This is a genomic window from Mucilaginibacter terrenus (genome assembly GCF_003432065.1).
Classification (GTDB): Bacteria; Bacteroidota; Bacteroidia; order Sphingobacteriales; family Sphingobacteriaceae; genus Mucilaginibacter; species Mucilaginibacter terrenus.
The window spans coordinates 1-24,293 of sequence record NZ_QWDE01000007.1; the positions used below are offsets into that span (position 1 = coordinate 1).

Sequence of the window (24,293 nt, forward strand, 5' to 3'; positions counted from 1 at the left end):
TGAAAATACCTTTTAAATAACTATTTTTGTACACGCTTTTATAGCGTTTGCTGCACGCCCCACGTCAGCTAATTGCCTGGTCAGTTTGGCCCGGAATCAGGTGGTCAACATCTCCATAACATACAGTATAGGCTTATCGTAACCTTTTAATCTCAAAAACAGTTTCAGGTTTTCATCTAAGGCTAATTTCTTAGTTTCCTTAATGCGCTCTTCAACTGCTACCTTAACAGTCTCCGGCACTTTGATACTTACTCCGGCTTTTAGATGGTGTTCCAAAGCACCCATCACTTTTATGAATTCAGTTTCCCTTTTTTTAAGGTCTGCTATGGAGTTCAGCGATTTACGGTCAAGGGTGTAATTCTTACCATATTCTTTTTGTGGTGTCCATTTTTCTTGCCCTTCATATTTCACCTTGTAATATAAATTCCACTTCTTATTTTCGCTATCTTTGTATAGCTTCGGCTGAGTGTAGTCAACAATTTTCATAATATAATAACGCCATTAAAGTTAATAATTTTTTCCCTTTTTTTTCCCTTTTTGCGTTAAAGCAAGGGAATTTAAGACAAATATGATAACTTTATATTTGCAAATTAGCCGGAGATACAGCAAGGATGCCAGTAAAAGGAAACCAGTTCAGGACAAATAGTTTTAGAGATGAAGAGGCGCCGCGTACTAAGGGCGGTAAAGCCGAAAAAGCGAAGCCGTCTCGGCTTCAGCGTGAGGCGTTTTCCTTTAGACAGCTGCGCGATGAACGGGTTTTAAAGATCACTGGCTTATTCTTTATCGTTCTTTCGGCGTTTTTCCTTATCGCGTTTACCTCTTACCTTTTTACCTGGGAGCAGGATCAAAGCTATGTGTCGCCTGCAAACGGCGGCTGGCAAAATTTGTTTAAAACTACCAAAGAGCTAATGGAAAGCGGTGTAAACAGCCCAGTAGTAGATAACTGGCTGGGTAAGTTTGGTGCGCTTCTGGCAAATCAATTCATATTCGAGTGGTTTGGTGTAGCATCATTTATTTTTGTATTTATCTTCTTTATAGTTGGTTTCAGGCTGCTGTTTAAAATACGTTTGTTCTCTCTGGCCAAAATGCTTGCTTACTGCTTGTTTGGTATTGTTTTCATATCTATAACAATCGGGTTTATCCACGGGATGATCATTGATTACCCGCATTATCTTGAAGGTGAGTTCGGCTACTGGAGCAATCGTTTGCTCAGTGCCCAGGTTGGCCATGCAGGTACCGGCGGAATACTGGCGTTCGCGGGCTTGACAGTGCTTATCATTGCTTATAACATCGATTTCAAACTACCCACTCGTCGCGAACGCACTAACGAGGAACATGTCGATCGTGTTGCTCCGGAGCCTGTTGAATTAGTTGAGGAGGAGATATCTTTACCAGTAGAATGGCCACGCAATGGCCGTACCCGCAATGAGGTAGCTGCAGAAAACGCCGTAAAAAGCGTGACTTTAGAGCCCGTTGTTGCCGCACCGTTGGTGCAAAATACTATAGTTCATGAGCCCATAGTGCTCACCCCTGAACCATTTGCAACCAGCGAACCTGAAGAAGAAACGGAAATACCGCTTACCATAGATGTGGCACGCCCCACACCAGTAATGAACATCGAGAAAAGCGACGATGATAAAGCTAAGGCGCTGGTTGATGAATTTGGTACTTATGACCATACGCTGGAACTAGCATCTTATAAATACCCTACGCTTGACTTGCTGGAGAATTACGGCTCTAACAAGATCGCCGTTAATACAGATGAGTTAGAGGCTAACAAGAACAAAATTGTTGAGACGCTTAATCATTACAATATCGAGATTGATAAGATTAAGGCGACAATTGGTCCAACGGTTACTTTATACGAGATCATACCGGCGCCGGGCGTGCGTATCTCTAAGATAAAGAACCTGGAGGATGATATTGCGTTGAGTCTTGCCGCTTTGGGTATCCGTATTATTGCGCCGATGCCAGGTAAGGGTACCATCGGTATAGAGGTTCCAAATTCGCATCCGGAGATGGTGTCCATGCGGTCGGTACTCGCGACTGAAAAATGGCAGAACAATACCATGGATCTACCCATTGCAATGGGAAAAACCATCTCTAACGAAGTGTTTATTGCCGACCTTGCTAAGATGCCACACTTGCTGGTTGCAGGTGCTACGGGTCAGGGTAAATCGGTTGGTATAAACGCGATACTGGTTTCGCTGCTCTACAAAAAGCACCCCGCGGAACTTAAATTTGTGCTCGTCGATCCAAAAAAGGTGGAGCTAACGTTGTTCCGCAAGATAGAAAGGCACTTTCTGGCCAAACTACCGGATGATGGCGACGCTATTATAACCGACACCAAAAAGGTGGTAAATACGCTAAATTCACTCTGTATTGAGATGGATCAGCGCTACGACCTGCTTAAAGATGCCCAGGTACGTAACCTGCGCGAATACAATACCAAATTTGTAAACCGTAAGATAAGTGATCCTGAAAAGCACCGTTACTTGCCGTTTATAGTATTGGTGATCGATGAGTTCGCCGACCTGATGATGACCGCAGGTAAAGAAGTAGAGCAGCCAATAGCACGTATAGCGCAGCTGGCACGTGCCGTGGGTATTCACCTGGTTATTGCTACGCAGCGTCCGTCGGTAAACGTTATCACGGGTACCATCAAGGCCAACTTCCCGGCAAGACTTGCCTTTAGAGTGTTGTCCAAGATTGACTCCCGTACTATTTTAGATGCCGGTGGTGCCGATCAGTTGATAGGGCGGGGGGACATGCTGCTGTCTACAGGAAGCGATCTTATACGTCTTCAGTGCGCCTTTGTGGATACCCCCGAGGTGGAAAAAATATCAGAGTTCATAGGCAATCAACGCGGTTATGCAACTGCAATGTACCTGCCTGAGTATGTTGGAGACGGGGAAGCAGGAAGCAGCCCGAAAGAGTTTGACCCGGACGACCGGGACCCGATGTTTGAGGATGCAGCCCGTTTGATTGTATTACATCAGCAAGGCTCTACATCCCTCATTCAGCGTAAAATGAAATTGGGTTACAACCGTGCAGGACGTATTATTGACCAGTTGGAAGCCGCAGGGATTGTTGGTGCATTTGAAGGCAGCAAAGCCCGTGATGTGCTTTTCCCTGACGAGTACAGCCTGGAGCGTCATCTCGAAGAGCTACAAAAACCACGCGATTAAACCAATTAGAGCGGCCATCATCTAAACTATTATAAAACCCGTTTGCTATTTACGGGTTTGTAAAGGAGTCATTATGAAAAAAGCAGCACTATTTATATTCGCCCTATTGTTTTCGGCAACTGCCGTTTTCGCCCAAAAGGACAGCGACGCAAAAACCATCCTGAATAAACTAAGCAAGCAATATCGTACCTACGATGCGGTTAAAACCAACTTTAGTTTATTAATAGATAACCAGCAAGCAAACGTAAAAGAAACCCAAACGGGTACGTTGGTGGCGCGTTCAAAAATAAATAAGTACAAAGTTACCATATACCAGCCGGGCAAAACTAATGCTGTAACTCAGGAGATCATAAGTGATGGTAAAAGCCAGTGGACCTACTTGAAAGATGCGAACGAAGTACAGCTGGCAAACGCGGACAACAGCGACGACGGCTTCAACCCGGCTAAAATATTCACCATGTACGAGAAGGGGTATAAATACATTTATATCGGTTTACAAAAAGCAGGCGGTAAAACTTACCAGGTGGTAGACCTTACTCCTGAAGATGCAAAAGCCTCGTTCTTTAAAGTAAGGCTGATGATAGATAAGGCTAAAAACCAGCTATACAGTGCTATGATCTTTGATAAAAATGGCAGCCGTTATACCTACACGCTAAAAACTTTCGCCCCCGTGAAAGTGACAGATGCCGCTTTTACTTACGATAAGAAAGCTCATCCGGGTGCAGAACTGGTAGACCTCAGATAAGTTTATGTGGTAAACTGTTAGGGTGAAAAGCAGGTGATAAGATGCATCCTGCTTTGTGCAGATAGCATTTATATAACGTTATTGATAAGGCTAGTACTTAGCTTGAAGCTAGTAAAACACATACATGCAGGCAGAAGAAATTGAACGGCTGATAAGGATAAGCAAGGAAAGGCCATTATTGCCGGAAACCTACGTGCCCTGGCAGGAGCAACCTAAAGCTAACGACCTTTACCTGCCTGAAAAGCTTACGTCGCTGGAAGGGACGCCCTTATACCACACTTTAACACCGCAACAAAAAACAGACCTTGGCCGACATGAGGCGGTACAGGTGCTGTATTCCTATGGCTGGGGCGAAGCATTGTTTTGTGTATTTATGACGCGGTATCTGCTTCAGTTGCCGCCAGATGGCCCTGAGCACCGGTTTCTCATCCGTGAGATCATAGAAGAATATCGCCACCAGGAGATGTTCTCCCAAGCTATTATACAGCTAAACGGTGAAGCGTTGCCGCCAACAAAAATGCATCAGTTTATTGGCAAATTCAGCACTAACTATTTACCTGCCGATTTCCTATTTATGGGTAGCCTGGCGGTTGAACTTATAACCGATATGTACGGCAATTACAGCAGGAGGGCGCCTGAAATATATGTTGTATTGCGAAAAGTGTTTGAGTTGCACAATATTGAGGAAGGAAGGCACATCCATTTTACCAAGGGCTTGCTGCAAACCTATACAGCAAAAGCAGGGTACATCAGAAAAACCCTATACAGTTTTGTAATACTGATGAACATTTACTTTGTGCGCACCATGTATGTACGTAAGGAGATATATGAACGTATAGGCATTAACAACGCTGATGCAGTTTTTAAAGAAGCCACCCGCAACTACCGCAGTAAATTCACGCAAAATTGCCTTGGCCATATTATTGAGTTTGTTGACAGCTGGGGCGGTTTCAATCTCCTAACACGATGGGCGTGGAGATGGTTATTGCATGCGAAAGTGTAAAGGCGACGGTACGGCTGCCCTTCTTTCCAGTAACTAGGTATCTAACTCATTAGTCATGCTGAACTTGTTTCAGCACCTCACAATCTAGGAGACTAAGCTATCAGGTAGTTCAAGATCATTCTTAAGGTCTCTCATTTCCGGATTAACGCTCTGTATCAAGTTAATCTTCCACTGCCGTTTCCAATTTTTCAACTGCTTCTCACGGGCGATCGCATCTTCAACGCGGTGGAAGTGTTCATGATAAATCAGATCAAATAAGTGGTATTGCTTTACAAATGCCGAGCCTTCGCCATTAATATGCTGCCAAATTCTTGCTCGCAAATCGGCGGTAACACCGATATAGAATGTCGTACGATATTGGTTCGACATAATGTAAATGTGTGCTTGTTTATAAAGCATCATGTTAGATAAAGTTCACTAACCGTACATGAGGTGCTGAAACAAGTTCAGCATGACAAAGGGTAGTAATAGATTAAACCCTTATATAAATATTCCTTTTCTCCAGTAATTTACCCACCAGCCAGCAAACCAACATATAGCTTACAGCAAACAATAAAGAACCTACCGGACCGGGCGCTATGGCCTGGTAAAAGGAATGGTTTACGGTATCAAAAAAACTTTTGCCTCCAAGCGGAATCATCCAGAAAGCTATGATAAGTATTTCTGACAAAATGTAGATAGCTAACGGGTTTTTACCTACCGTAGTGAAGAATGCGGGCCAATTAGCTGCTCTCCAGCTACGAACTTCTACAGCGTAAATAAGCGCGGAAATTATTACCAGGTCAAGTCCAACAGTGAGCAGGGTGAAGGGGCTGGTCCATAGTTTTTTTCCTATAGGGAAGCTCATGTTCCAGCACAAAGCAATGAATATGAACAGGCAGCCTACTAACAGCATTTTTGCAAGTGCTTCGTACTCTTTTCCTTTTTGCTGAATGAATCTGCCAGCGTAATAGCCACAAATAACGTTTACTATAGCCGGCAGCGTACTGAGTATCCCTTCAGGGTCAAATGGCACTCCTTCGCCATGATAAAGGTGATTGTCGCCCAAAATAAATTTATCCAGATAGGTGCCCGCATTGGTAAGCATCCCATATGGAGCATCATGATCGCCGAAGGCAAGTAGGATAACCTGGTAGCCTACCAGTAACAAAATGCTGATAACTACAACCGTTCTGAAAGATTTAACAAAGTAAACGATAACGGAGGCGAACAGGTAGCATAAGGCTATTCGCTGCAGCACGCCCATTACACGGGTATGGCTAAACGGTTTAAAGCCCCAAACACCATTGTGCTGCTCAAAAAATGGGAACCAATACATTAAGTAGCCTAGCAGGAAAATAATAACCGCACGTTTAAATATTCTGCCCAACACCGCGCTTGTTGTCATTTGCGCAAACCTTTTTGATGTAAAGCTCATGGCATTACCTACCGCAAAAAGAAATGACGGAAAAACCAGGTCAGTAGGCGTGAAACCGAACCATGCAGCATGTTCTAACGGCGAAAAAGGCGCCGAGCCACTGCCGGGCGTGTTAACAATGATCATGAAACAAATGGTAAGTCCGCGGAACACATCCAGGGAAAGGAACCGCTCGGCTTTTGCATCCATAATAAACTAGGCTTGTAGTTGTGGTTTATAAAGGCAAGATAGAAAATAATTAATTCTAAAAGCGTCTCCTGATTAAAGATGCTGAAGTTTTTAAAAATATGATGAAAGTAACTATGGTTTGATATAGTAATTTGAAAAACCTGTTTGATTAGGCGTACGTTATGCTATTTTTGAAAACTCTGATGTTGACCATTACCAACCATACGCTCGAAAAACTGGAACTGTTATTAAAAACGGCAGGGTACAGGGTGCGTTATGAAAAAGGGAATTTTAAAACAGGTGCTTGCCTGCTGCAAAATAGCAGGATTGTTGTGGTGAATAAATTTGCCAACCTGGAAAGCAGGATAGCGGCTGTTGCTGAACTGGCCCGTAGCCTTGAAATTGATATTCACCTGCTAGACGAAAAACAGGCAGCATTCTTGCACCAGCTAAAGCAAACAACTTTACAACTGTGATATTTACCTTCCTTGGCACCGGAACCTCGCAGGGCGTACCTGTAATAGCCTGCGAATGCGAGGTGTGTACTTCTGTTAACACGCACGATAAACGCTTGCGTACGTCCGTACTGATAGAGGCTGAGGATAAAACAATTGCGATAGATTCCGGGCCCGATTTCAGGTATCAGATGCTCCGCGCCGGGGTAAAACACCTGGACGCCATAGTTTTCACCCATGAGCATAAAGACCACGTTGCCGGTATGGACGATATCAGGGCCTTCAACTACAAGCAAAATACCGCTGTCGACATCTATGCGGAAGCTCGCGTTCAGGAGGCATTAACAAGAGAGTTTCCGTATATCTTCGATAACAAAGGATATCCGGGTATACCACAGGTTAATATGCACCAGATAGGGATGGAGCCTTTCAGCGTAGGGTTCGTTAATCTGCTGCCTATACGTGTAATGCACTATAAATTGCCCGTACTTGGCTTCAGGATAAAGGATCTGGTTTACATAACAGATGCCAAAACAGTTTCCGAACCTGAGCGGGAAAAAATCAGAGGAGCTAAAATACTAGTGGTTAACGCCTTGCAGAAAGAAAGGCATATCTCGCACTTTACATTTGATGAAGCGGTGGCTTTCGCGAAAGAAATGGGTGCTGAGACCACTTACTTCACCCACATTAGCCACCGCCTTGGCCGTCATCAGGATGTGTCGCGGGAACTCCCGCCTCACATTAAATTAGCTTATGACGGTCTTAAGCTTGAGTTCTAATCTTCAATGCCGCGACCCGTTTTGTGCTGAAGCTCGTCTATCTTTTTAGATGCGTCTGCTTTACTTAACGTCTCGTCCATCTCTTCACCTGCCTGGTCGCTTAATGTTTTAAGGTAAGATTGTTGTGCGCCGGTCATTGGTTCATCCCCGGTAGTCCATTCATCCGGATCCTTAATAGCGTTTGTACCTTTTAAATGATCGTTGTTAGGTGCTGATGCGTTAGCTGCATCGGTCTGTTTATTATCGTTTGCTGTAGCCATAACTTATTATTTATAACATCAACAAGCAAAGAGCGTAAGCTGTTTTAAGAAATGCTAATTTTATTAGCTATTATTTGAGTTCCAGATAGCTCACATCATTGAGTATAGCCGCAAAGCCGTTGTGTAATCCGCGTTTATGCGCGTCTACCCGGCATTTGATGGTCATCAAATGGTTATTTACTGAAGCGTAATGCCCTTCCTCATTATCAAAAAAGCCAGTATGGGTGCCTTTTTGTACCAGCGGGCAATCAGGCGTAAAATTGATCCATAATTCCTGCTGTTCTGTAGCACTATCAGTATTGTCTGCCTGCAATGCCGATACATGTCTATCGCCAATAAAGCGGCCGAAGATCTGGATATATTGCCCGTCGTACGCTATTGGGTTACGAAGAAGGTCGGCAAATTTTACCTTCCTGAATTCAGCTTCTTCGTTACAATCGCTTGTATATACTTTAGTGGTATGCGAGCAGCTGGTGCAAAGCAATAATAATGCTGTGAGCAGGGATATAAATGAGCTGTTTTTGCGCTGATACATACATTTACAAGATATACATATATTGTTTTTAGATGCTATTTATTAAGCAATCTCAATCTATCGCGAATATATGCGCCGGCATTGGTGAGCTGCTCTTCTTTCCAGCCACCGTTAACGGGTGCGCCGGGTTCTAGTATAGCAGTTGTTTCATCCTTATCTGTTAAGTTCCAGTTTACCCAGCTTAGCTTATTGGCTTCCAGCCAGTCTGCCCAAACCTTAGTTTTACTTCTGCTGAACTGGCCGTTGCCGGTCGCTTCGCCAACACCCCATTCGGTAACTAATAAGGGCAGTTTCATTTTAAGCGCCTTGTTGGCCTTGTCGCGTAACGGCTGCTGGTGGTTCTTGTCTGAAGCGTAAAAATGGAAGGAATAAGCAATATTGTTAAAGCCAGTTACCGGGTCTGCTGCTGCAATATCCACATCCTGGTCCCAATGCGGGCTGCCGACAATAATGAGGTTCTTTTTGTCGTATTTTCTTATTTCAGGAATTATTTGCAAGGCATAATTCTTAACAGTATCCCAACCGATACGCTCTGGTTCGTTCCATATCTCATAGATCACATTTGGGATACCTGCATACTTCCTGGCCATTTCCGCAAAAAAGGCTTTAGATTGAGGAATATGCAAGTGACTATTATGATCGTGCCAGTCAATCAGCACGTATATGCCACGTTTAATTGCCTCATCAATTACTGCCACCATCATTTTCTTCTGGCGGTCGGGCTCCTGAAGGTAGCCATGTGCCGGTTGTACACCCATTGCTGCCCTCAGGATGGATATTTTAAAATCTTTTGCCAACCAGTTAACCACCTCGGGGTTGTAGTATTTTTCCCCTTGCCAAAGGCTCCACGACATGCTTACACCGCGTAGTTGTGGTGGCAGGCCATTCTTATTAACTATAATGCCGTTTTTAACGGAGAGCGCCCCATGTAAAGCCACTGGCGAACCCGCAGGCTGCGCCAAAGATGAAGCAAGCGTAATAAAGTAGCAGACTAAAAATAAAGCACGTTTTTTCATGGTCAGCCCAATTTAGCGTATCCGTAGTAAACTGCGTTGATATTGTATTAAATGTACAAGAGATTGGTAAAATGTGAACAGCGCGCCACCCTTCAAGGCGTTAAGCAACATTAACGTTATAGTACAATTATGTTAATGCAGTTTCGCTAATTTTGGAGCTACACTTATGTACATGAAAAGACTCAGCTTTTTATTCGCGTTTATCTGCCTTTACAGCATTGCATTTAGCCAGTCTATTGCCGTTGTAGACACCGTTCAAAAGATCATTCCGGGGCGTAAGAACAGTCCAGCTCAGCAAAAGAAACCTTACGTTATCCTGATCTCTGCCGATGGCTTCCGTTGGGATTATACAGACAAACACAATGCAGTAAACCTAAAACGTTTCCGTGCAGAAGGCGTGCAGGCAGCATCTATGATTCCGTCGTATCCCTCGGTAACATTTCCCAACCACTACGCCATGGTAAGCGGCTTATACCCATCTCATTCTGGCTTAGTGAACAATGTTTTTTACGACCGAGACCGTAACGATAGTTACAGCATGAGCAATAAGGTAAAGGTTGCTGATGGTAGCTGGTACGGCGGTACGCCGCTCTGGGTGCTGGCCGAGCAGCAAAAAATGTTGTCTGCAAGTTTTTACTGGGTAGCGTCAGAATCAGCCATAAAAAATACGCGCCCTACTTACTATTACACTTACAACGAGAAAATAGACATAAACAACCGTATACAGGCTGTGGTGAACTGGCTCAAACTCCCGCCTGCAGAACGCCCGCATTTTATAACTTTTTACTTCCCGCAGGTAGATCATGCCGCACACCTGAAGGGTCCAGATGATCCCGAAACAGCGCACGAGGTGCATTTTGTAGATTCAGCAGTGAACGAGTTATACAAGGCGGTAAAAACAACAGGGCTGGATGTGAACTTTGTTTTTGTTGCCGACCATGGCATGACCAAAGTGGACAATCAGAACCCCATAGGTATACCAGCCGCAATAGATACCGCAAAGTTTAAGGTATCCGGCGATGGTATTTTGGTAGAGCTTTATGCTAAAGATAAGACAGCCATAAAAAGTACTTTTGATGAACTTACCAAAGAAGCAAAGGACTATAAGGTTTACCTCAAGACCAACATGCCTGCAAAGTTTCACTATGGTGCAAAGGACGACTGGCACAACCGCATAGGCGATATTCTGCTGATACCTAACTGGCCAAAAGTGTTTAACCTTTATAATAAGAAAACTATTAACCCGGGTTGGCACGGCTACGACCCTACGGTTGTTAAAGATATGCATGCTACCTTTTACGCATGGGGCCCTGCATTTAAAAAGCACCTTAAGATACAACCCTTTGCCAATGTTGATGTTTACAACATGATAAGCCGTATACTTGGCCTTAAAATAACCGGGAAGGTTGATGGTACCGGTGCACTAGCAAACAAAATATTGATTAAAAAGAGATGAAGCTGAAATTTAGCATATTGTTGCTGCTGCTATTGCCGGCAACGCTTTACGCGCAAGACACAACGGTAGTAAAAAAGCAAGCTGCAGTTGTAGCTAAAGCTGTGCTTGATGGCAACTATGGCACCGTAATAGACTATATGTACCCTAAAGTTGTACAAATGAGCGGCGGCAAAGCCAAGTTGCTGCAAATGATGACCAAAGGTATGAGCCAGATGAAAGCGCAGGGCGTAAGCTTTAGCGATGCAAGCGTAGGGTCTCCCGGTAAATTCTACAAAGCAGGTACGGAGATACATTGCCTCGTGCCTGAGTACATCACCATGAAGGCAGGTGCAAGTACTATTCGCACTAAAAGCAACTTATTGGCTATCACTAAAATCACGGCAAAACCTGGACCTTTCTTGACCTCAACAAGAACACTATAGCTGCTATCCCTAAAATTTTTCCTCAATTTAATAACGACCTTAAAATACCTGAGCCTACACAGCCGTTTGTGCAGTAGAATATGAGGTTCTTTCTACAAATACTTCTGCTTTCATTCCTGCCGGCATGGGGTTTAGCACAGGACAATCCGCTTGTAAAGCAACAGGCCGACCTGTTTGCTCAAGCCACTTTTGAAGGAGATTACCAAACGGTAATCAGGTACACATATCCCCGTTTAGTTGCACTATCCGGAGGGGAGGAGAAGATGCATCAGCTTATTACCGACCGGATAGAGACGCTGAAAAAGCAAGGTGCGCTTAGTTTTGAAGGGTCGGTAGGGATGCCGGGTAAGTTTTACCAGGCGGGTGATGAACTGCACTGCCTGCTGCCCGAAGAGCTTGTTATGACCACTTCAGCAGGAAAATATACCGGCCGTACATGGCTACTGGGCATCAGCGGTAACGACGGCAAATCGTGGACGTTTATGGATGTTGGCGCTATGCCTCATAATGTACTGCTAAAGCTCCTGCCAAGCTATAACAATGCGCTTGTTATTCCTCCGCCTGTAAAAATGGAATTTTCTGCTAATTAGCATTCGCATCTGCTATATAATTCAATCTTTTCTTAAATTGGAGTGGATTTACTCTCCTCATTCTATGCAACGAAGAAATTTTCTAAAAACCGGATCATTGGCTGGTCTCACCTTGGGTACACTGGTAACCGCATCATGCACAAGTACTGTTAAAGACTCGAAAGAACAGGGTGGAACAGGTGCTGCAACCACGGATGATTTTGAGCTGAACGAAGCAACCATCGATGATCTTCAGCATAAAATGCAGAGCGGCAGTCATACATCACGATCTATAACGGAGTTGTACCTAAAACGGATTGAGGCTATAGATAAAAGCGGGCCAAAGCTGAACGCAGTAATTGAAGTCAACAAAAATGCATTAGACATGGCCGATGCTATGGACAAAGAACGTAAAAACGGGAAAGTGCGCGGGCCATTACATGGCATACCCGTGCTGATTAAAGACAATATTGATACCGGCGATAATATGCACACCACTGCAGGTTCGCTTGCACTGGGCGATCATTTTGCTAAGCAGGATGCTTTTGTTGTGCATAAATTAAGAGAGGCAGGTGCGGTTTTGCTTGGAAAGACCAACCTGAGCGAATGGGCAAACTTCCGGTCTACACATTCTACCAGCGGCTGGAGCAGCCGTGGGCTGCAAACTAAGAACCCGTATGTGCTGGACCGTAACCCAAGCGGATCAAGCGCTGGTTCGGGTGCTGCCGCTGCTGCAAACTTGTGCGCGGTTGCAGTAGGTACCGAAACCGATGGATCTGTGGTATCACCGTCCTCAGTAAACGGGCTGGTAGGTATAAAGCCTACAGTTGGCCTGCTTAGCCGTACCGGTATTATTCCTATATCAATAACGCAAGATACCGCGGGACCTATGACCCGTACCGTAAAGGATGCCGCTATTTTGCTGGGGATAATGGCAGGAGCTGACCCCAACGACAGCTATACTTTAAAGAGCAAGCCAGAGAAGGATTACACAAAATATTTAGATGTAAACGGGTTAAAGGGAAAACGAATAGGCGTTGAGAAAATAAAGCATCCTGCAAACCCAGGGTTAGAATTGTTGCTTAACGAAGCAATAGCTACGTTGAAAAAGTTAGGTGCAGAGGTGGTAGAAGTAGAGCTTTACGAAAAGCTTAAAGCGGCAGATGGTGCCGAGTTCCAGGTGCTGCTTTATGAATTCAAAGACGGATTAAACAAATATCTTTCTACGGCAGGTGCTTCGGTTAAAAACCTTGCTGATGTAATAGCTTACAATAATACCAACAAAGGTAAAGCGATGCCATTTTTCCAACAGGAAACACTGGAGATGGCTCAGGCTAAGGGCGATCTCAGCAGCAAAGAATACATAGATGCGCTTAAGAAATCAACTGTTGTAAGCCGTAATGCGATAGATAGTATTTTAGCTGACAATAAGCTGGATGCTATATGTGGGGCTACCAATGGCTTTGCAGTATGTATTGACCTAGTGAACGGCGACTATGATAACGGGTTCTCCTTTTCTACTCCGGCAGCCATGGCAGGTTATCCGCATATAACGGTGCCGATGGGTGCCTGGCATGATCTGCCAATGGGCCTGTCGTTCTTCAGCACTGCATGGAAAGAGGGGGAACTAATCTCAATGGCATACGCGTATGAGCAGGCGTCTAAAAAAAGAAGGAAACCTGAATTTAAAACAGGGCTATTTAACTAAACTTATTTTAAGAGGTTAACACGGTCATTACTAAAACAACTATTAACCATATTCGATAATGCCGCAGCCGCTACCAAAAAAGATATTTGCACGCCAGCATGAAATAACGCAGGAGTATTTAAAAGCTATTGACAAGCATCTTGATGATGTGCTGAATGAGCGGGTTACAGACATGTTCGAGATAAGGGACTTTGCGGAACTGCTGCACATCCATCCAACACATCTTAGTAATACCATAAAGCTGGCTACCGGCAAGCATCCATGCTTTTTTATTGAGGAGCGCATAATGGAAATTGCCCGCGAAATGCTCCGTAATCATACCCCAATAAAAGAAGTAGCATATAAACTTACGTTTGATCCTTCAAACTTTACCAAATTCTTTAAGCGTTTCTCGGGCATCACACCTAAGCAATACCGCGAGCAAGTGCTGGAGGCGGAAGTCACCGAGGCGATGTAAACTTTAGCTTTACTGGTTTTCATTACGCGCATCACATCCCTACGGCAACAATACTGAAACTGTCACCATTTTATCGGAACTTATCACCATTTTTTTGGCTTTAGTTTGTTGCACCTTTGTATCAACATCTAAAAATTAAAAAAATGACTACAACAAAAATTGCATTGATAACAGGCGGCAGCAGGGGCCTTGGTAAAAACGCTGCATTGCACTTGGCAGCTAAAGGCATCGACGTAATACTTACTTACCGCAGCAAGCAGGAAGAAGCAGAAGAAGTAGTAAACCAGGTATCTGCAAACGGGCAGACAGCGGCAGCGCTTCAACTGGATACATCAAAGGTAGCAACCTTCGCCGATTTTAAAGAGCGGCTGACTGCGGCGCTTAAGGAGAAATGGGGCAGAGATACGTTCGACTTTCTGGTTAATAATGCAGGTATAGACGCAGCATCACCTTTTGCAAAAACAACCGAAGAGGATTTCGATAACTTGTTTAATGTACACTTCAAAGGCGTTTACTTCTTAACCCAAACGTTGGTTGACACCATAGCCGATGGTGGGCGTATAATAAATATTTCTACAGGCCTTACCCGTTTTGCAACACCGGGCTACGCAGCTTATGCTTCTATGAAGGGCGCCATTGAAGTATTTACCAAGTACCTGGCAAAAGAACTGGGCAGCCGCGGTATTGCAGCCAACCTGGTAGCACCGGGCATTGTAGAAACTGACTTTACCAAGGAGGCGTTTGGAAGTCACCCTGGTATGCACGATTTTATATCGTCAATCACCTCGTTGGGCCGCCCGGGTCAGCCAGATGATATTGGCCCTGTAATAGCATTCCTGTGCACCGAGGATGCGCGCTGGATTAATGCCCAGCGTATAGAAGCATCGGGTGGTATGTTCTTGTAACTAAATGCAGTAATATCTAAATGCGTGAATGTTTATACGTTTGCGCATTTTTATTGCAGACTATTGTTATTTTTAGCTCAGTTTATGGCAGAGCACGAAATAACAAAACACACCAAAAAGATAATAACGGTTGCACGTGGGCATGATGATATTAAACACAAAATTAAAGACATCCTGCTGGAGATAGCAATTATTGTTTTTGCAATAACGCTTTCTTTAATAGTGGAACGCTGGCGTGAAAACAGCGCTGAAAAAACACTGGAGCATAATTTTCTTTCTAATCTCGTAACTGATCTGAAAGAAGATCAAAAGCAACTTGAGGAAGATTCTGCCTCTTACGTAAACATGAAAAAGGCCTTCTCCTACTACCGCGCTGCTTATAGCGGCAAACAACTTAACCCTGACACAGCTTCGCGCATGATTGACTATATGTATAATGTTGTAGGGTTTGTTCCATCAAGCGGGCGATTTGAGGCACTTAAAGCGTCAGGCAAATTGGATGTTATCGAGGATAAAGACCTACAAGTAGAAATTGTGAACCTTTATCAGCAAATTATTCCAAGCCTCGTTGCGTCAACTAATCTGTTTGGTGATTTTAAAGCAAAGTTGGCGGATCATGTTGATCATAATCTTGTTATCAAAAACGGTAAGACCAACATCCAGCAGCTGATGGAAATGCCGCTTACCTATAATTTCCTTAATAGGGATGGTTATATAAATGCGATTATTTATAAGTATCACATCACTCTCGACAGCACCCGAAAGATAATTCGTAAAATAGAAGAAGAGGAAAAGTAATGGAATTTGGCCGTGTTACAGACGATGAACTAAAGTTGGTAGATTTTACGCTGCTACCTGACCCGCAATTTACAACAGATACTTTGCAACAGGCTGGTACTGTCGAGCCCTTACAGGTGCGTGCCGGTTGTGCCAAATGGGGCCGTAAGGAGTGGGTAGGGAAAATATACCCACCCAAAACTAAAGACGCGAACTTTTTAGATGAGTACGTTAAACATTTTAACTGTATAGAGCTAAATGCCACATTTTACAATGTTTATCCTGCTGAAACGATAACCAAGTGGAAACAGAAGGCAGATACTAACCCAGACTTTCGTTTCTGTCCAAAGTTCTCCCAAAGCATCAGCCATATACGTCGTTTAAAAAACGCGGAAGAAATTACCACCGCCTACTATGAAGGCATAATGGCCTTTGGTGATAAATTAGGGCCTTTGTTTTTGCAGTTAAGCGACAACTATACGCCGAAGAGCTTACCAGAACTTACTGCCTACCTGGAGCGACTACCGACAGATATACCAGTGTTTGTAGAGTTAAGGCACAAAGACTGGTTTGCTGTTGATGCCAACAAAGAGGCGGTTTTTAGCTTATTTAGAAGACTGAACATTGGTGCGGTTATAACAGACGCGTCTGGTCGGCGTGATTGTGTGCACATGATGCTGCCTACACCTCATGCTTTTATACGATTTGTAGGAAACAGCCTTGATCCAACAGATTACGCAAGATGTGATGATTGGGTAGAAAGGATAATACAGTGGAAGGAGCAAGGCCTGCAGTCTGTGTGGTTCTTTATGCATCAGCACGATGAAAGGTACAGTCCTGAGTTGTGCGACTATGTAGTAGATAAACTAAATCAGCGATTAGGCTTGAGTTTGCCGCGGCCGCAGTTCATTAGCCGGGATAAGGGCCTGTTTGAGTAGCAACTACCAGTCTAAAGCACGCTTTCTTTTGCGCTTTACATAGTTGCGAATATCCAGAACGATGCCGGCAAAGAAATAAAACATAAGTGGAAAACCTACTGCCAAAAAAGACGAGTAAATAAAAAACAACCTGATCTTAGCAATGGAAACGTTAAAACGCTCGCCCAGGTAAGTGCATACTCCAAAAGAGTAACGCTCAAAAAAGGTGATAATCCGTTGTAACATATCAGTTGGGTTTTAATATTTTAATTCCAACGCCGCATTGCAGACATTTCTTATAATCACAATAGCTATTTTTTAGTTCGAGCAGCGCCTGAGACTCGAAAGCTGTAAAAATGTTCACTCCTAAGTTAGCAAAATTCGCTGTAATGTGGTTATTCTCAGCCGGAATATTTTCCAGCAGCTTCAAGGCGCGGCTCACAAAAAATTGCTGTTGCGTGTATTTGCCGTAAGCAAACAAAAACAAAGCAACTGTATTCAATAGCAAAGTATCAACAGTAGCCTTGCCCAAATGTTTGGTGGCAGTTGGAGAGAGTTTATCAAACCGATAATGATCTGTCCAGTATTGATGAATTTCTAACCCTAAGAACAACTCTCGGAGGTTCTTTACCTCTTTAGTTTCCAGTATCTGCGAAAAGAGATGGGTGCTGCGTACTATCAGCGCGGCAAATTGTGCCAGCCTTATAGTGGGGAAGTTCTGCGGTCGCATTCGCATAAACTTCCATAAATGATTTTCAATTGGTGTGAGATTAAATTTTTTGCGGAGATAGGCGTGTTCCGTTCTAAGCTTTACCGCGTATTCATCGGTAAGACCCTCTGTTAATAATCCCGCTTGGCCAAATATTAGCGCCTCAATTTGCATTGGGTTGTTCTTGTGCTTGGCCAGTATATTTTGAGGGAGAGATTTAGCTAAAAGTTCAAACGGTAAGGCGTTTGTTTTAAAGCCAAAGTTGGCAGCCAGGAACTGGTAAAATGTTTCTTCCCAATCACCCCGGTTTTTTTCTAACGCGGCTGTGACTGCTTCGGCGCGCTTTTCTAACCGTTCAACAAGTATTCTGGTTAGCCAGTTTTGCATTGTAAGCGGGTCAACCCGCTTGATGCTTCCCTCACAAGGTATAACAATGTTTTTGCCAAAAACCAGGTTATGATAACTATGATGAAGCTCACCAGGGATCCTGTCTTTGAGTTCTAAAGTAGGCAGTAACCTCCCATTAGGTAGTATTATGGGCGTGTCGTGATTATATACAACATGTAAAATAACGTTGTCGTAAGCTCCATCCATTGAGTGGCCGTGCTTGTGCCAGTCCGAAGAGTTAATGTGCAATTCAACTGTTCCGGCCCATGTTTCATCTCCTATGCGTATACGCGCGTTCTGAAAATCGGCGCCTGCATGCTTGTTGTGCAATCCGGCAGAGTAAACTTGCAGTTCTTCACCATCAGTTGTATACAGTCCGATCCTGTTAAACAGTCGGAATTTCCAAACGTAATGCAAGAAGTCTTCTGTGAAAAGCATGGGACAATTTAGTAATTGCCCCAATTATTGCACAAATTTTTAGCAAAAATGATGTTTGATAATTATTCGAACTGAAGTTCCCACTTGTCTTCGCCACCGTCCACAATCCTGAAAATGGTTTTTTCTACAGCAGCATGCCCGTCTGATGATTCAACTCTCACCACATCATGATCGTGGAAAATATCAGATTTAGGAACCCATACAGCACAGAGTGATGCAGGGTCACCTGCAATGGTTATTGTTTTCATAGTAGTTGTTTTATTAGATAACAATCAGCAACGGAATTTGATTTTATGGTTTGTTAATGATACTGCTTCATACATAAGTCACAGAAGAAGCTTGTACGATGCGAACGGCCAGTATCTCGCTTTTGCAGCGGAACTTTATCCCGCGGACACTCCTTCTTGTTATAAGCTTGCCAATGCTTTTTTAGCGTCCCCGCCTTTCTTTGCTCAAAGAATTTAAAGCTGTACTTTATAGCTTCGTTAATTATATCATTTAACTTTTTAGCCGGAATAGAACTTACCAAACTTTCTGGGTGTACCTTTACCCTAAACAGCACTTCGTTCTTGATGATATTACCCACACCTGAAAATATCTGCTGGTCCATCAGAGCATCGCAAATTAATAGTTCCGGAAGTGCTTTCATTTTTGTGATGGCTTTTTTGCTGCTCCATTTGGGGCTCATGATGTCGGCATGCCAGTCGTAAATATCATCAAGCGGCTCCTCTATTAACTTAAGCTGACTGGCATAAAAGTTTAATTCTGTGCCGTTCTCAAATTGCAGGTGCAAACGGGCGGGCTTTGCAGTATGGGAATTAATGCGGTAAGAGCCGAACATCATCATGTGTATCCGCATGGTAAAGTTTGGGAAGCAAATCAGAAAATGCTTGCCCCAGCTTTTAAGGTCAGTAATGGTCTGATTTTTTAATAAACCAGCGTCTAGCGTACGGTTGTTGCAACTGGCGTCTACAATCTTCTGGCCTTTAAACTGCTGTACAGCTTCTTTTAATATGAGTATACTCGGTCCTTCCGGCATTTGTCTCCAATAATTATGAATGGAGAACAATCAAGGAAACAAATGTTTTAAGTGATTTGGCTAGTGCTTTTTCTTCTTGAGCAAGCCGCCGGTAGTATCGTCAACGCTTTGCTGTACAATAAACGCAGCCGGATCTATCCGCAGTATTTCTTTTTTAATGAGTGGGATTTCTAATCGGGTAGCTACAGTAAAAATTATTTCCCTCGGTTCGTTAATGTGCCCGTCTTTTCCATACCCACTTCTGCCTTCGTAAACTGTTACGCCGCGACCAAGATTTTGGGTGATCGCTTCGCGAATCTGACTGCCCTTGATTGATACTACGGTAATACCAGTGTACTGTTCTAAGCCGTTCAATATAAAGTCGATCATTTTAGAAGCTGATAAATAAGTAAGTATGGAATATAGCCCTTCCTCAACTCCTAAAATAAAAACAGCGGCAGTAAATATCACCACGTTCAAGATCAGTATGACGTCACTAACACGGACAATCTGAGCTTTCTTACTTACTAATAATGCTGCTATTTCGGTACCATCAAGTACCGCACCACCTCTAATGGCCATACCTATACCCGCGCCAATGAACAGACCACCAAATACTGCAGTAAGGAGCTTGTCTGGTGTTACATCCGGAAACTTCATAAATGCCAAGGCTAATGACAAGCCAGCTATCGCCAACCCGCTCCTGATAGCAAATGCTGCACCCAGCTTACGATAGCCAAGAAAAAGGAAAGGAACGTTTATCACGAATATTAAAATGGAGAGCGGCACATGAGTAGTGTCGGATAATAGGATTGAGATACCGGTAACGCCGCCATCAATAAAATGGCTGGGCAGAAGAAACCCTTTTAACCCCATCCCCGCGGAAAGTATACCCAGTACAACGAGCAACGTATCTATAAGAGCACCCCTGTATTTCATAGTTCAGTAGCATGTATGGGTGTTAAGATAACGAAAACATTTTAAAGCTCAGGGCTAATTATACCGTTCTGTTGCTTTGTAGTTGGTATTTAAAGCGTTGTAATTGCGACAAATCGTTATTACCAGCCGCTCTTCAGCCCTTCTTTCAAGGCTTCTTTGTACTTTTCTAAATCGAAAGAATATAGGTAAGGTGCTTTGTGCGCGCCACCTTTACGGGTTTGCTCCAACTTATTAAGGATGCCAAAGCCAAGCATACGCCGCTGAAAGTTGCGTCTGTCCAGCTTTTGATCAAGGATGGTTTCGTACAATTTCTGCAGCTCGGGCATAGTAAACTCTTTTGGCATCAGGTTGTAGCCGATAGGCTGGTAGCTGAGCTGTAGCCGCAGTGTATCAAGAGCGGTACGAAATATCAGTTCATGATCAAGCAGGAATACGGGTAGGTCGTTAAGGTCGCGCCAGGTGCAAAGGTCAGAGAACTCGTCAGGCGTAGGATTTACGTTCATGAAATCTACCAATGCGTAATAACCAATAGATATAAAACGGTGGGCAAAGAAATTGCTTTCCGTCGGAACAATGTCAGCGTACATTTCATTATGCTGTTTATTACGGTCGTTTGCACCAAATACATGAAACTGTTTTAGGAATATATCTTGCAGGCCGGTACGTGTTTCCAAAATACGCGTAGCAGCAACATCTATATGTTCGTCCAGTTCAACAAAGCCTCCGGGAAGTTGCCAACCCTCTTCGTTTTTGCTTTTTAGCATTAAAACTTTCATTTGTCCCTCATGAAAGCCAAACACTACACAATCAATAGATATGTGGTCTAAATAAATCTCCTTCGCACGTGCCGAAAAATCTTCCAGTTCTTCTTTAGTAAGCATTTACAGTGTTCAAAAAAATCTTTTGATTGTTTGAATTTAATATCTACAATTGTGTACCAATTACACCCTTGTTTACATTGGTTTAATATCCAATTATAGTTAATAAGTTTAACATTAGGCAAGGACGTCAAAAAATTACGCTTTCAATTTCTGTTTAGCAACAGGACAAATTTGTTATCCTCAATGAAGAAAAACTCTATAAAAAGGCTGTCCTTTAAAATTTCGGCGGTAACACTGTTCATGTTACCATTGGCCAAAGCTGATGCGCAGACTGCTGCAAATGACGCTAAAATGAACGCGTTTGTCACTAGCCTGATGAAAAAGATGACCATTGACGAAAAGATAGGTCAGCTTAACCTGGTTACAGGCGGTATGGCTATCACGGGTTCCGTAACAAACAATGGTATAGATAAAGGTATTGTGAGTGGATCCATAGGTGGTATATTTGGTTTGTACGGTGCCGACAACGTGCGCAAGGCACAAGACGAAGCTGTTAAGAAAACACGGTTGCATATACCATTGATATTCGGCTTGGACGTGATACATGGGCATCGTACCATATTCCCTATACCCTTGGGTATGTCGGCCACGTGGGATATGGACCTTATACAGAATTCTGCAAAAATCGCAGCGAAAGAAGCCACTGCCGAAGGTTTAAACTGGGTTTTTTCGCCTATGGTTGATATTGCACGCGATGCAAGGTGGGGACGCATATCTGAAGGTAGTGGCGAAGACCCTTACCTGGGAGGGAAAATTGCGGCTGCTATGGTGAAAGGCTACCAGGGTACAAGCATGAAAAATGCAGATGCTGTAATGGCCTGCGTAAAACACTTTGCACTTTACGGCGGTGCTGAGGCTGGTCGCGAATACAATACGGTTGACATGAGCCGCATTCGTATGTACCAGGATTATTTGCCTCCTTATAAAGCAGCGCTTGATGCGGGCGCAGGTAGTTTCATGAGCTCATTCAATACAGTAGATGGAGTACCCGCCACAGCAAATAAGTGGCTTCTTACCGATTTGCTGCGTAAGGAGTGGGGTTTCAAAGGCTTTGTTGTAAGTGACTATACTGCAGTGAATGAAGTAAGTAACCACGGTTTAGGCGATTTGCAAACAGTGTCGGCATTATCTCTCAAAGCCGGGTTGGATATGGATATGGTAGGAGAGGGGTTTCTTACTACGCTTAAGAAATCGCTTCAACAGGGTAAAGTTACACAGGCGAAGATAGACCTTGCCTGCCGCCGGGTATTAGAGGCAAAGTACAAGTTGGGATTGTTTGATAATCCGTATAAATCAATAGATGCCGAACGTGAGAAACGTGATGTATTTACCGAAGAGAACCGCAAAGCCGCCCGCATCGCTGCAGAGCATTCCTTTGTGCTGCTTAAGAACACTAATCAGGTATTACCGCTAAAAAAATCTGGCGGTAGCATAGCGCTGGTTGGGCCGCTGGCAGATAACAAACGGGATATGCTTGGAACGTGGGTGATTGCAGGTGAGTGGGAAAAATCTATAAGTGTAATGGAAGGAATCAAGCACATCGTTGGCGATAACGTAAAGATTAACTACGCAAAAGGTTCGAATATTACGGATGATACAACATTTATGAAACGCCTTAACTTTGGCCCGGACATGGTAAGCCTTGATAGCCGGTCGCCGGAGGATATGATGGACGAAGCTGTAAAGGCCGCAAAAAAATCAGATATCATAGTTGCTGTAGTTGGCGAATCGCAAAGCATGAGCGGCGAATCATCAAGCCGCTCTGATATCGACATTCCTGAGAGCCAGAAAAATATGCTGAAAGCCTTGGCCAAAACAGGCAAGCCGATGGTTATTGTTCTTTTTAACGGCCGGCCGTTATCACTTACCTGGGAAAATGAGAATGCCGCCGCGATACTGGATGTTTGGGCACCAGGTACTGAAGCTGGTAACGCCATTGGTGAAGTATTATTTGGCAACTACAATCCTTCCGGTAAAATCACTGCAACGTTCCCTCGCAGCGTAGGACAGATACCTATATATTATAACCATAAAAATACCGGTCGTCCGTATACTGATGGTCCTACTAAATTCAAGTCTAACTACCTTGATATTTCTAATGATCCACTATACCCATTCGGCTATGGATTAAGTTATACCACTTTTAATTATAGTAGTATTAAGCTTTCTAAAACCAAGTTGAAAGGCAACGAGACTTTGAAAGCAACAGTGACAGTGACTAATACGGGTAAATATGCGGGTGAAGAAACCGTACAACTATACATTGGTGATCCTGTGGCAAGTATTTCAAGATCAGTGAAGGAACTTAAAGGCTTTTCGAAAGTTATATTACAACCTGGTCAGCAAAAAGAGGTTAGCTTTAATATTACCCCTGAACTACTTAAATTTTATAATACACAATTGAAATATGATTGGGAGCCTGGCGAGTTTACCATTGAGGTGGGTACAAATTCTTACGATACACAATCTGTAAAAATTCAGTGGATGAAATAGCTACTTATTAGCTAAATATTTGTTATACAAAATCATTAATTATGTGCCGCTGAGCCAATCTGTGGCACATTTTATTTATATAAGTGTTAGATTGGTTCTCTTAATGATCCAATTATATACTCCAAACATGGGAGACTGGAGGTAATAAAAATGTTAACAAAAACTTATCAAAATGATAATCTTGTGTACATAGTTGTTGCTTCTAAAAAGTGCTTGTAGTAAAAAAATCGAGTCGATACAGCAATTATCTGATGAGTGTTTTCTAAAAACCTAATTAGGCGAGTTAAAAAGTGCTATATAACAACATTTTTACATTGTGAATTTTTCACAAAAACTGACCATTGATTACCATAGGTTTAACAAACTTTTTAAAAATTATTAAATTGTTTTGGAACGTTGAAAAAAAATAAATAATTCATAATTCTATAAATCATTCTTGTGTAACCTGTACACTCTCTTTATATTAGAGCATTACCAATTATAAACTTTTCCAGATACAGAAAAGTATTAGATTTTTTATAAACAATAGATGATCCTGACCGGATTATCAAGAAACGTACAGAACAAAAGGCTTAGAACAGTTTTACGATATATGATAAAACTTTTACGATTTTCTTTTCTCGATTACATTTCAATCAAAGGGCATCTCAC

At 43.2% G+C, this 24,293-nt stretch carries 26 protein-coding genes; 14 read left to right on the forward strand and 12 right to left on the reverse strand.

The features are described 5' to 3' along the window. Positions 1 to 96 precede the first annotated feature (96 nt). Positions 97 to 486 (reverse strand): hypothetical protein, encoded by a 390-nt coding sequence (locus DYU05_RS20090; RefSeq protein ID WP_117384964.1) that lies wholly within the window; start codon positions 484 to 486, stop codon positions 97 to 99. A gap of 125 nt (positions 487 to 611) precedes the next feature. Here DYU05_RS20090 and DYU05_RS20095 point away from each other — a divergent pair, with 125 nt between their 5' ends. From DYU05_RS20095 to DYU05_RS20105, 3 genes are all read left to right on the forward strand, one after another. Beyond that, positions 612 to 3,188, forward strand: a complete 2,577-nt coding sequence (locus tag DYU05_RS20095) for an FtsK/SpoIIIE family DNA translocase (RefSeq protein WP_117384965.1) — start codon at positions 612 to 614, stop codon at positions 3,186 to 3,188. Positions 3,189 to 3,261: 73 nt separating this feature from the next. Further along, a complete protein-coding gene (locus tag DYU05_RS20100) occupies positions 3,262 to 3,933 on the forward strand; it encodes a LolA family protein (protein WP_117384966.1) in 672 nt (223 codons plus the stop codon). Positions 3,934 to 4,057: 124 nt separating this feature from the next. Next, positions 4,058 to 4,936: a diiron oxygenase gene (locus DYU05_RS20105; protein WP_117384967.1), complete on the forward strand. Its 879-nt coding sequence runs from the start codon at positions 4,058 to 4,060 to the stop codon at positions 4,934 to 4,936. Between the two features lie 84 nt (positions 4,937 to 5,020). Here the strand turns inward: DYU05_RS20105 and DYU05_RS20110 are convergent, their stop codons facing one another. Next, positions 5,021 to 5,338 (reverse strand): GIY-YIG nuclease family protein, encoded by a 318-nt coding sequence (locus DYU05_RS20110; RefSeq protein ID WP_117384968.1) that lies wholly within the window; start codon positions 5,336 to 5,338, stop codon positions 5,021 to 5,023. Positions 5,339 to 5,408: 70 nt separating this feature from the next. Continuing rightward, entirely contained in the window at positions 5,409 to 6,542 is a 1,134-nt protein-coding gene (locus tag DYU05_RS20115) for an acyltransferase family protein (protein ID WP_117384969.1), read from the reverse strand. 182 nt (positions 6,543 to 6,724) lie between these two features. Here DYU05_RS20115 and DYU05_RS20120 point away from each other — a divergent pair, with 182 nt between their 5' ends. Together DYU05_RS20120 and DYU05_RS20125 are read left to right on the forward strand one after the other, a co-directional pair. Next, positions 6,725 to 6,997: a hypothetical protein gene (locus tag DYU05_RS20120; RefSeq protein WP_117385060.1), complete on the forward strand. Its 273-nt coding sequence runs from the start codon at positions 6,725 to 6,727 to the stop codon at positions 6,995 to 6,997. Further along, positions 6,994 to 7,755, forward strand: a complete 762-nt coding sequence (locus tag DYU05_RS20125) for an MBL fold metallo-hydrolase (protein ID WP_117384970.1) — start codon at positions 6,994 to 6,996, stop codon at positions 7,753 to 7,755. The genes DYU05_RS20120 and DYU05_RS20125 overlap by 4 nt, the downstream gene beginning before the upstream one ends. On the opposite strand, the gene DYU05_RS20130 is transcribed toward DYU05_RS20125, so the two are convergent. The 3 genes from DYU05_RS20130 to DYU05_RS20140 form a co-directional block, all read right to left on the reverse strand. Continuing rightward, positions 7,752 to 8,015, reverse strand: a complete 264-nt coding sequence (locus tag DYU05_RS20130; protein WP_117384971.1) for a DUF3072 domain-containing protein — start codon at positions 8,013 to 8,015, stop codon at positions 7,752 to 7,754. The genes DYU05_RS20125 and DYU05_RS20130 overlap by 4 nt on opposite strands. A gap of 70 nt (positions 8,016 to 8,085) precedes the next feature. Beyond that, positions 8,086 to 8,550: a hypothetical protein gene (locus tag DYU05_RS20135; protein WP_117384972.1), complete on the reverse strand. Its 465-nt coding sequence runs from the start codon at positions 8,548 to 8,550 to the stop codon at positions 8,086 to 8,088. A 35-nt stretch (positions 8,551 to 8,585) separates the two neighbouring features. Then, positions 8,586 to 9,566, reverse strand: a complete 981-nt coding sequence (locus tag DYU05_RS20140; protein WP_117384973.1) for a glycoside hydrolase family 5 protein — start codon at positions 9,564 to 9,566, stop codon at positions 8,586 to 8,588. A 172-nt stretch (positions 9,567 to 9,738) separates the two neighbouring features. On the opposite strand from DYU05_RS20140, the gene DYU05_RS20145 reads away from it, so the two are divergent. The 8 genes from DYU05_RS20145 (at position 9,739) to DYU05_RS20180 (ending at position 16,798) form a co-directional block, all read left to right on the forward strand. Further along, positions 9,739 to 11,022 (forward strand): alkaline phosphatase family protein, encoded by a 1,284-nt coding sequence (locus DYU05_RS20145; protein WP_117384974.1) that lies wholly within the window; start codon positions 9,739 to 9,741, stop codon positions 11,020 to 11,022. Then, complete coding sequence (locus tag DYU05_RS20150; RefSeq protein ID WP_117384975.1) at positions 11,019 to 11,444, forward strand: hypothetical protein; 426 nt, start codon at positions 11,019 to 11,021, stop codon at positions 11,442 to 11,444. The genes DYU05_RS20145 and DYU05_RS20150 overlap by 4 nt, the downstream gene beginning before the upstream one ends. Positions 11,445 to 11,524: 80 nt before the next feature. After that, on the forward strand, positions 11,525 to 12,034 hold the full coding sequence (locus DYU05_RS20155) for a hypothetical protein (RefSeq protein WP_117384976.1): 510 nt from the start codon (positions 11,525 to 11,527) through the stop codon (positions 12,032 to 12,034). A 64-nt stretch (positions 12,035 to 12,098) separates the two neighbouring features. Further along, a complete protein-coding gene (locus DYU05_RS20160) occupies positions 12,099 to 13,721 on the forward strand; it encodes an amidase (RefSeq protein WP_117384977.1) in 1,623 nt (540 codons plus the stop codon). Positions 13,722 to 13,779: 58 nt separating this feature from the next. Further along, complete coding sequence (locus DYU05_RS20165; protein WP_117384978.1) at positions 13,780 to 14,178, forward strand: helix-turn-helix domain-containing protein; 399 nt, start codon at positions 13,780 to 13,782, stop codon at positions 14,176 to 14,178. Positions 14,179 to 14,321: 143 nt separating this feature from the next. Beyond that, a complete protein-coding gene (locus tag DYU05_RS20170; RefSeq protein ID WP_117384979.1) occupies positions 14,322 to 15,083 on the forward strand; it encodes an SDR family oxidoreductase in 762 nt (253 codons plus the stop codon). 84 nt (positions 15,084 to 15,167) lie between these two features. After that, a complete protein-coding gene (locus DYU05_RS20175; RefSeq protein ID WP_117384980.1) occupies positions 15,168 to 15,881 on the forward strand; it encodes a hypothetical protein in 714 nt (237 codons plus the stop codon). Further along, the gene (locus tag DYU05_RS20180; protein WP_117384981.1) at positions 15,881 to 16,798 is read left to right on the forward strand and encodes a DUF72 domain-containing protein; all 918 of its coding nucleotides are present in this window, start codon (positions 15,881 to 15,883) and stop codon (positions 16,796 to 16,798) included. Before DYU05_RS20175 ends, DYU05_RS20180 begins: the two co-directional genes overlap by 1 nt. A gap of 3 nt (positions 16,799 to 16,801) precedes the next feature. Here DYU05_RS20180 and DYU05_RS20185 read toward each other — a convergent pair whose 3' ends face one another. From DYU05_RS20185 to DYU05_RS20210, 6 genes are all read right to left on the reverse strand, one after another. Continuing rightward, entirely contained in the window at positions 16,802 to 17,023 is a 222-nt protein-coding gene (locus tag DYU05_RS20185) for a PspC domain-containing protein (protein ID WP_117384982.1), read from the reverse strand. 1 nt (position 17,024) lies between these two features. After that, positions 17,025 to 18,311: a DUF2851 family protein gene (locus DYU05_RS20190; RefSeq protein WP_117384983.1), complete on the reverse strand. Its 1,287-nt coding sequence runs from the start codon at positions 18,309 to 18,311 to the stop codon at positions 17,025 to 17,027. Between the two features lie 62 nt (positions 18,312 to 18,373). Continuing rightward, positions 18,374 to 18,559 carry a hypothetical protein gene (locus tag DYU05_RS20195; RefSeq protein ID WP_117384984.1) on the reverse strand — a complete coding sequence of 62 codons (186 nt, stop codon included), beginning with the start codon at positions 18,557 to 18,559 and terminating at the stop codon, positions 18,374 to 18,376. 53 nt (positions 18,560 to 18,612) lie between these two features. Then, positions 18,613 to 19,350 carry a DNA-formamidopyrimidine glycosylase family protein gene (locus tag DYU05_RS20200; RefSeq protein WP_117384985.1) on the reverse strand — a complete coding sequence of 246 codons (738 nt, stop codon included), beginning with the start codon at positions 19,348 to 19,350 and terminating at the stop codon, positions 18,613 to 18,615. A 60-nt stretch (positions 19,351 to 19,410) separates the two neighbouring features. Continuing rightward, entirely contained in the window at positions 19,411 to 20,268 is an 858-nt protein-coding gene (locus tag DYU05_RS20205) for a YitT family protein (RefSeq protein ID WP_117384986.1), read from the reverse strand. Positions 20,269 to 20,387: 119 nt separating this feature from the next. Further along, on the reverse strand, positions 20,388 to 21,149 hold the full coding sequence (locus tag DYU05_RS20210; RefSeq protein WP_117384987.1) for an NUDIX hydrolase: 762 nt from the start codon (positions 21,147 to 21,149) through the stop codon (positions 20,388 to 20,390). Between the two features lie 183 nt (positions 21,150 to 21,332). Here DYU05_RS20210 and bglX point away from each other — a divergent pair, with 183 nt between their 5' ends. Then, positions 21,333 to 23,642 carry a beta-glucosidase BglX gene (gene bglX / locus DYU05_RS20215; RefSeq protein ID WP_117384988.1) on the forward strand — a complete coding sequence of 770 codons (2,310 nt, stop codon included), beginning with the start codon at positions 21,333 to 21,335 and terminating at the stop codon, positions 23,640 to 23,642. Positions 23,643 to 24,293: the final 651 nt, after the last annotated feature.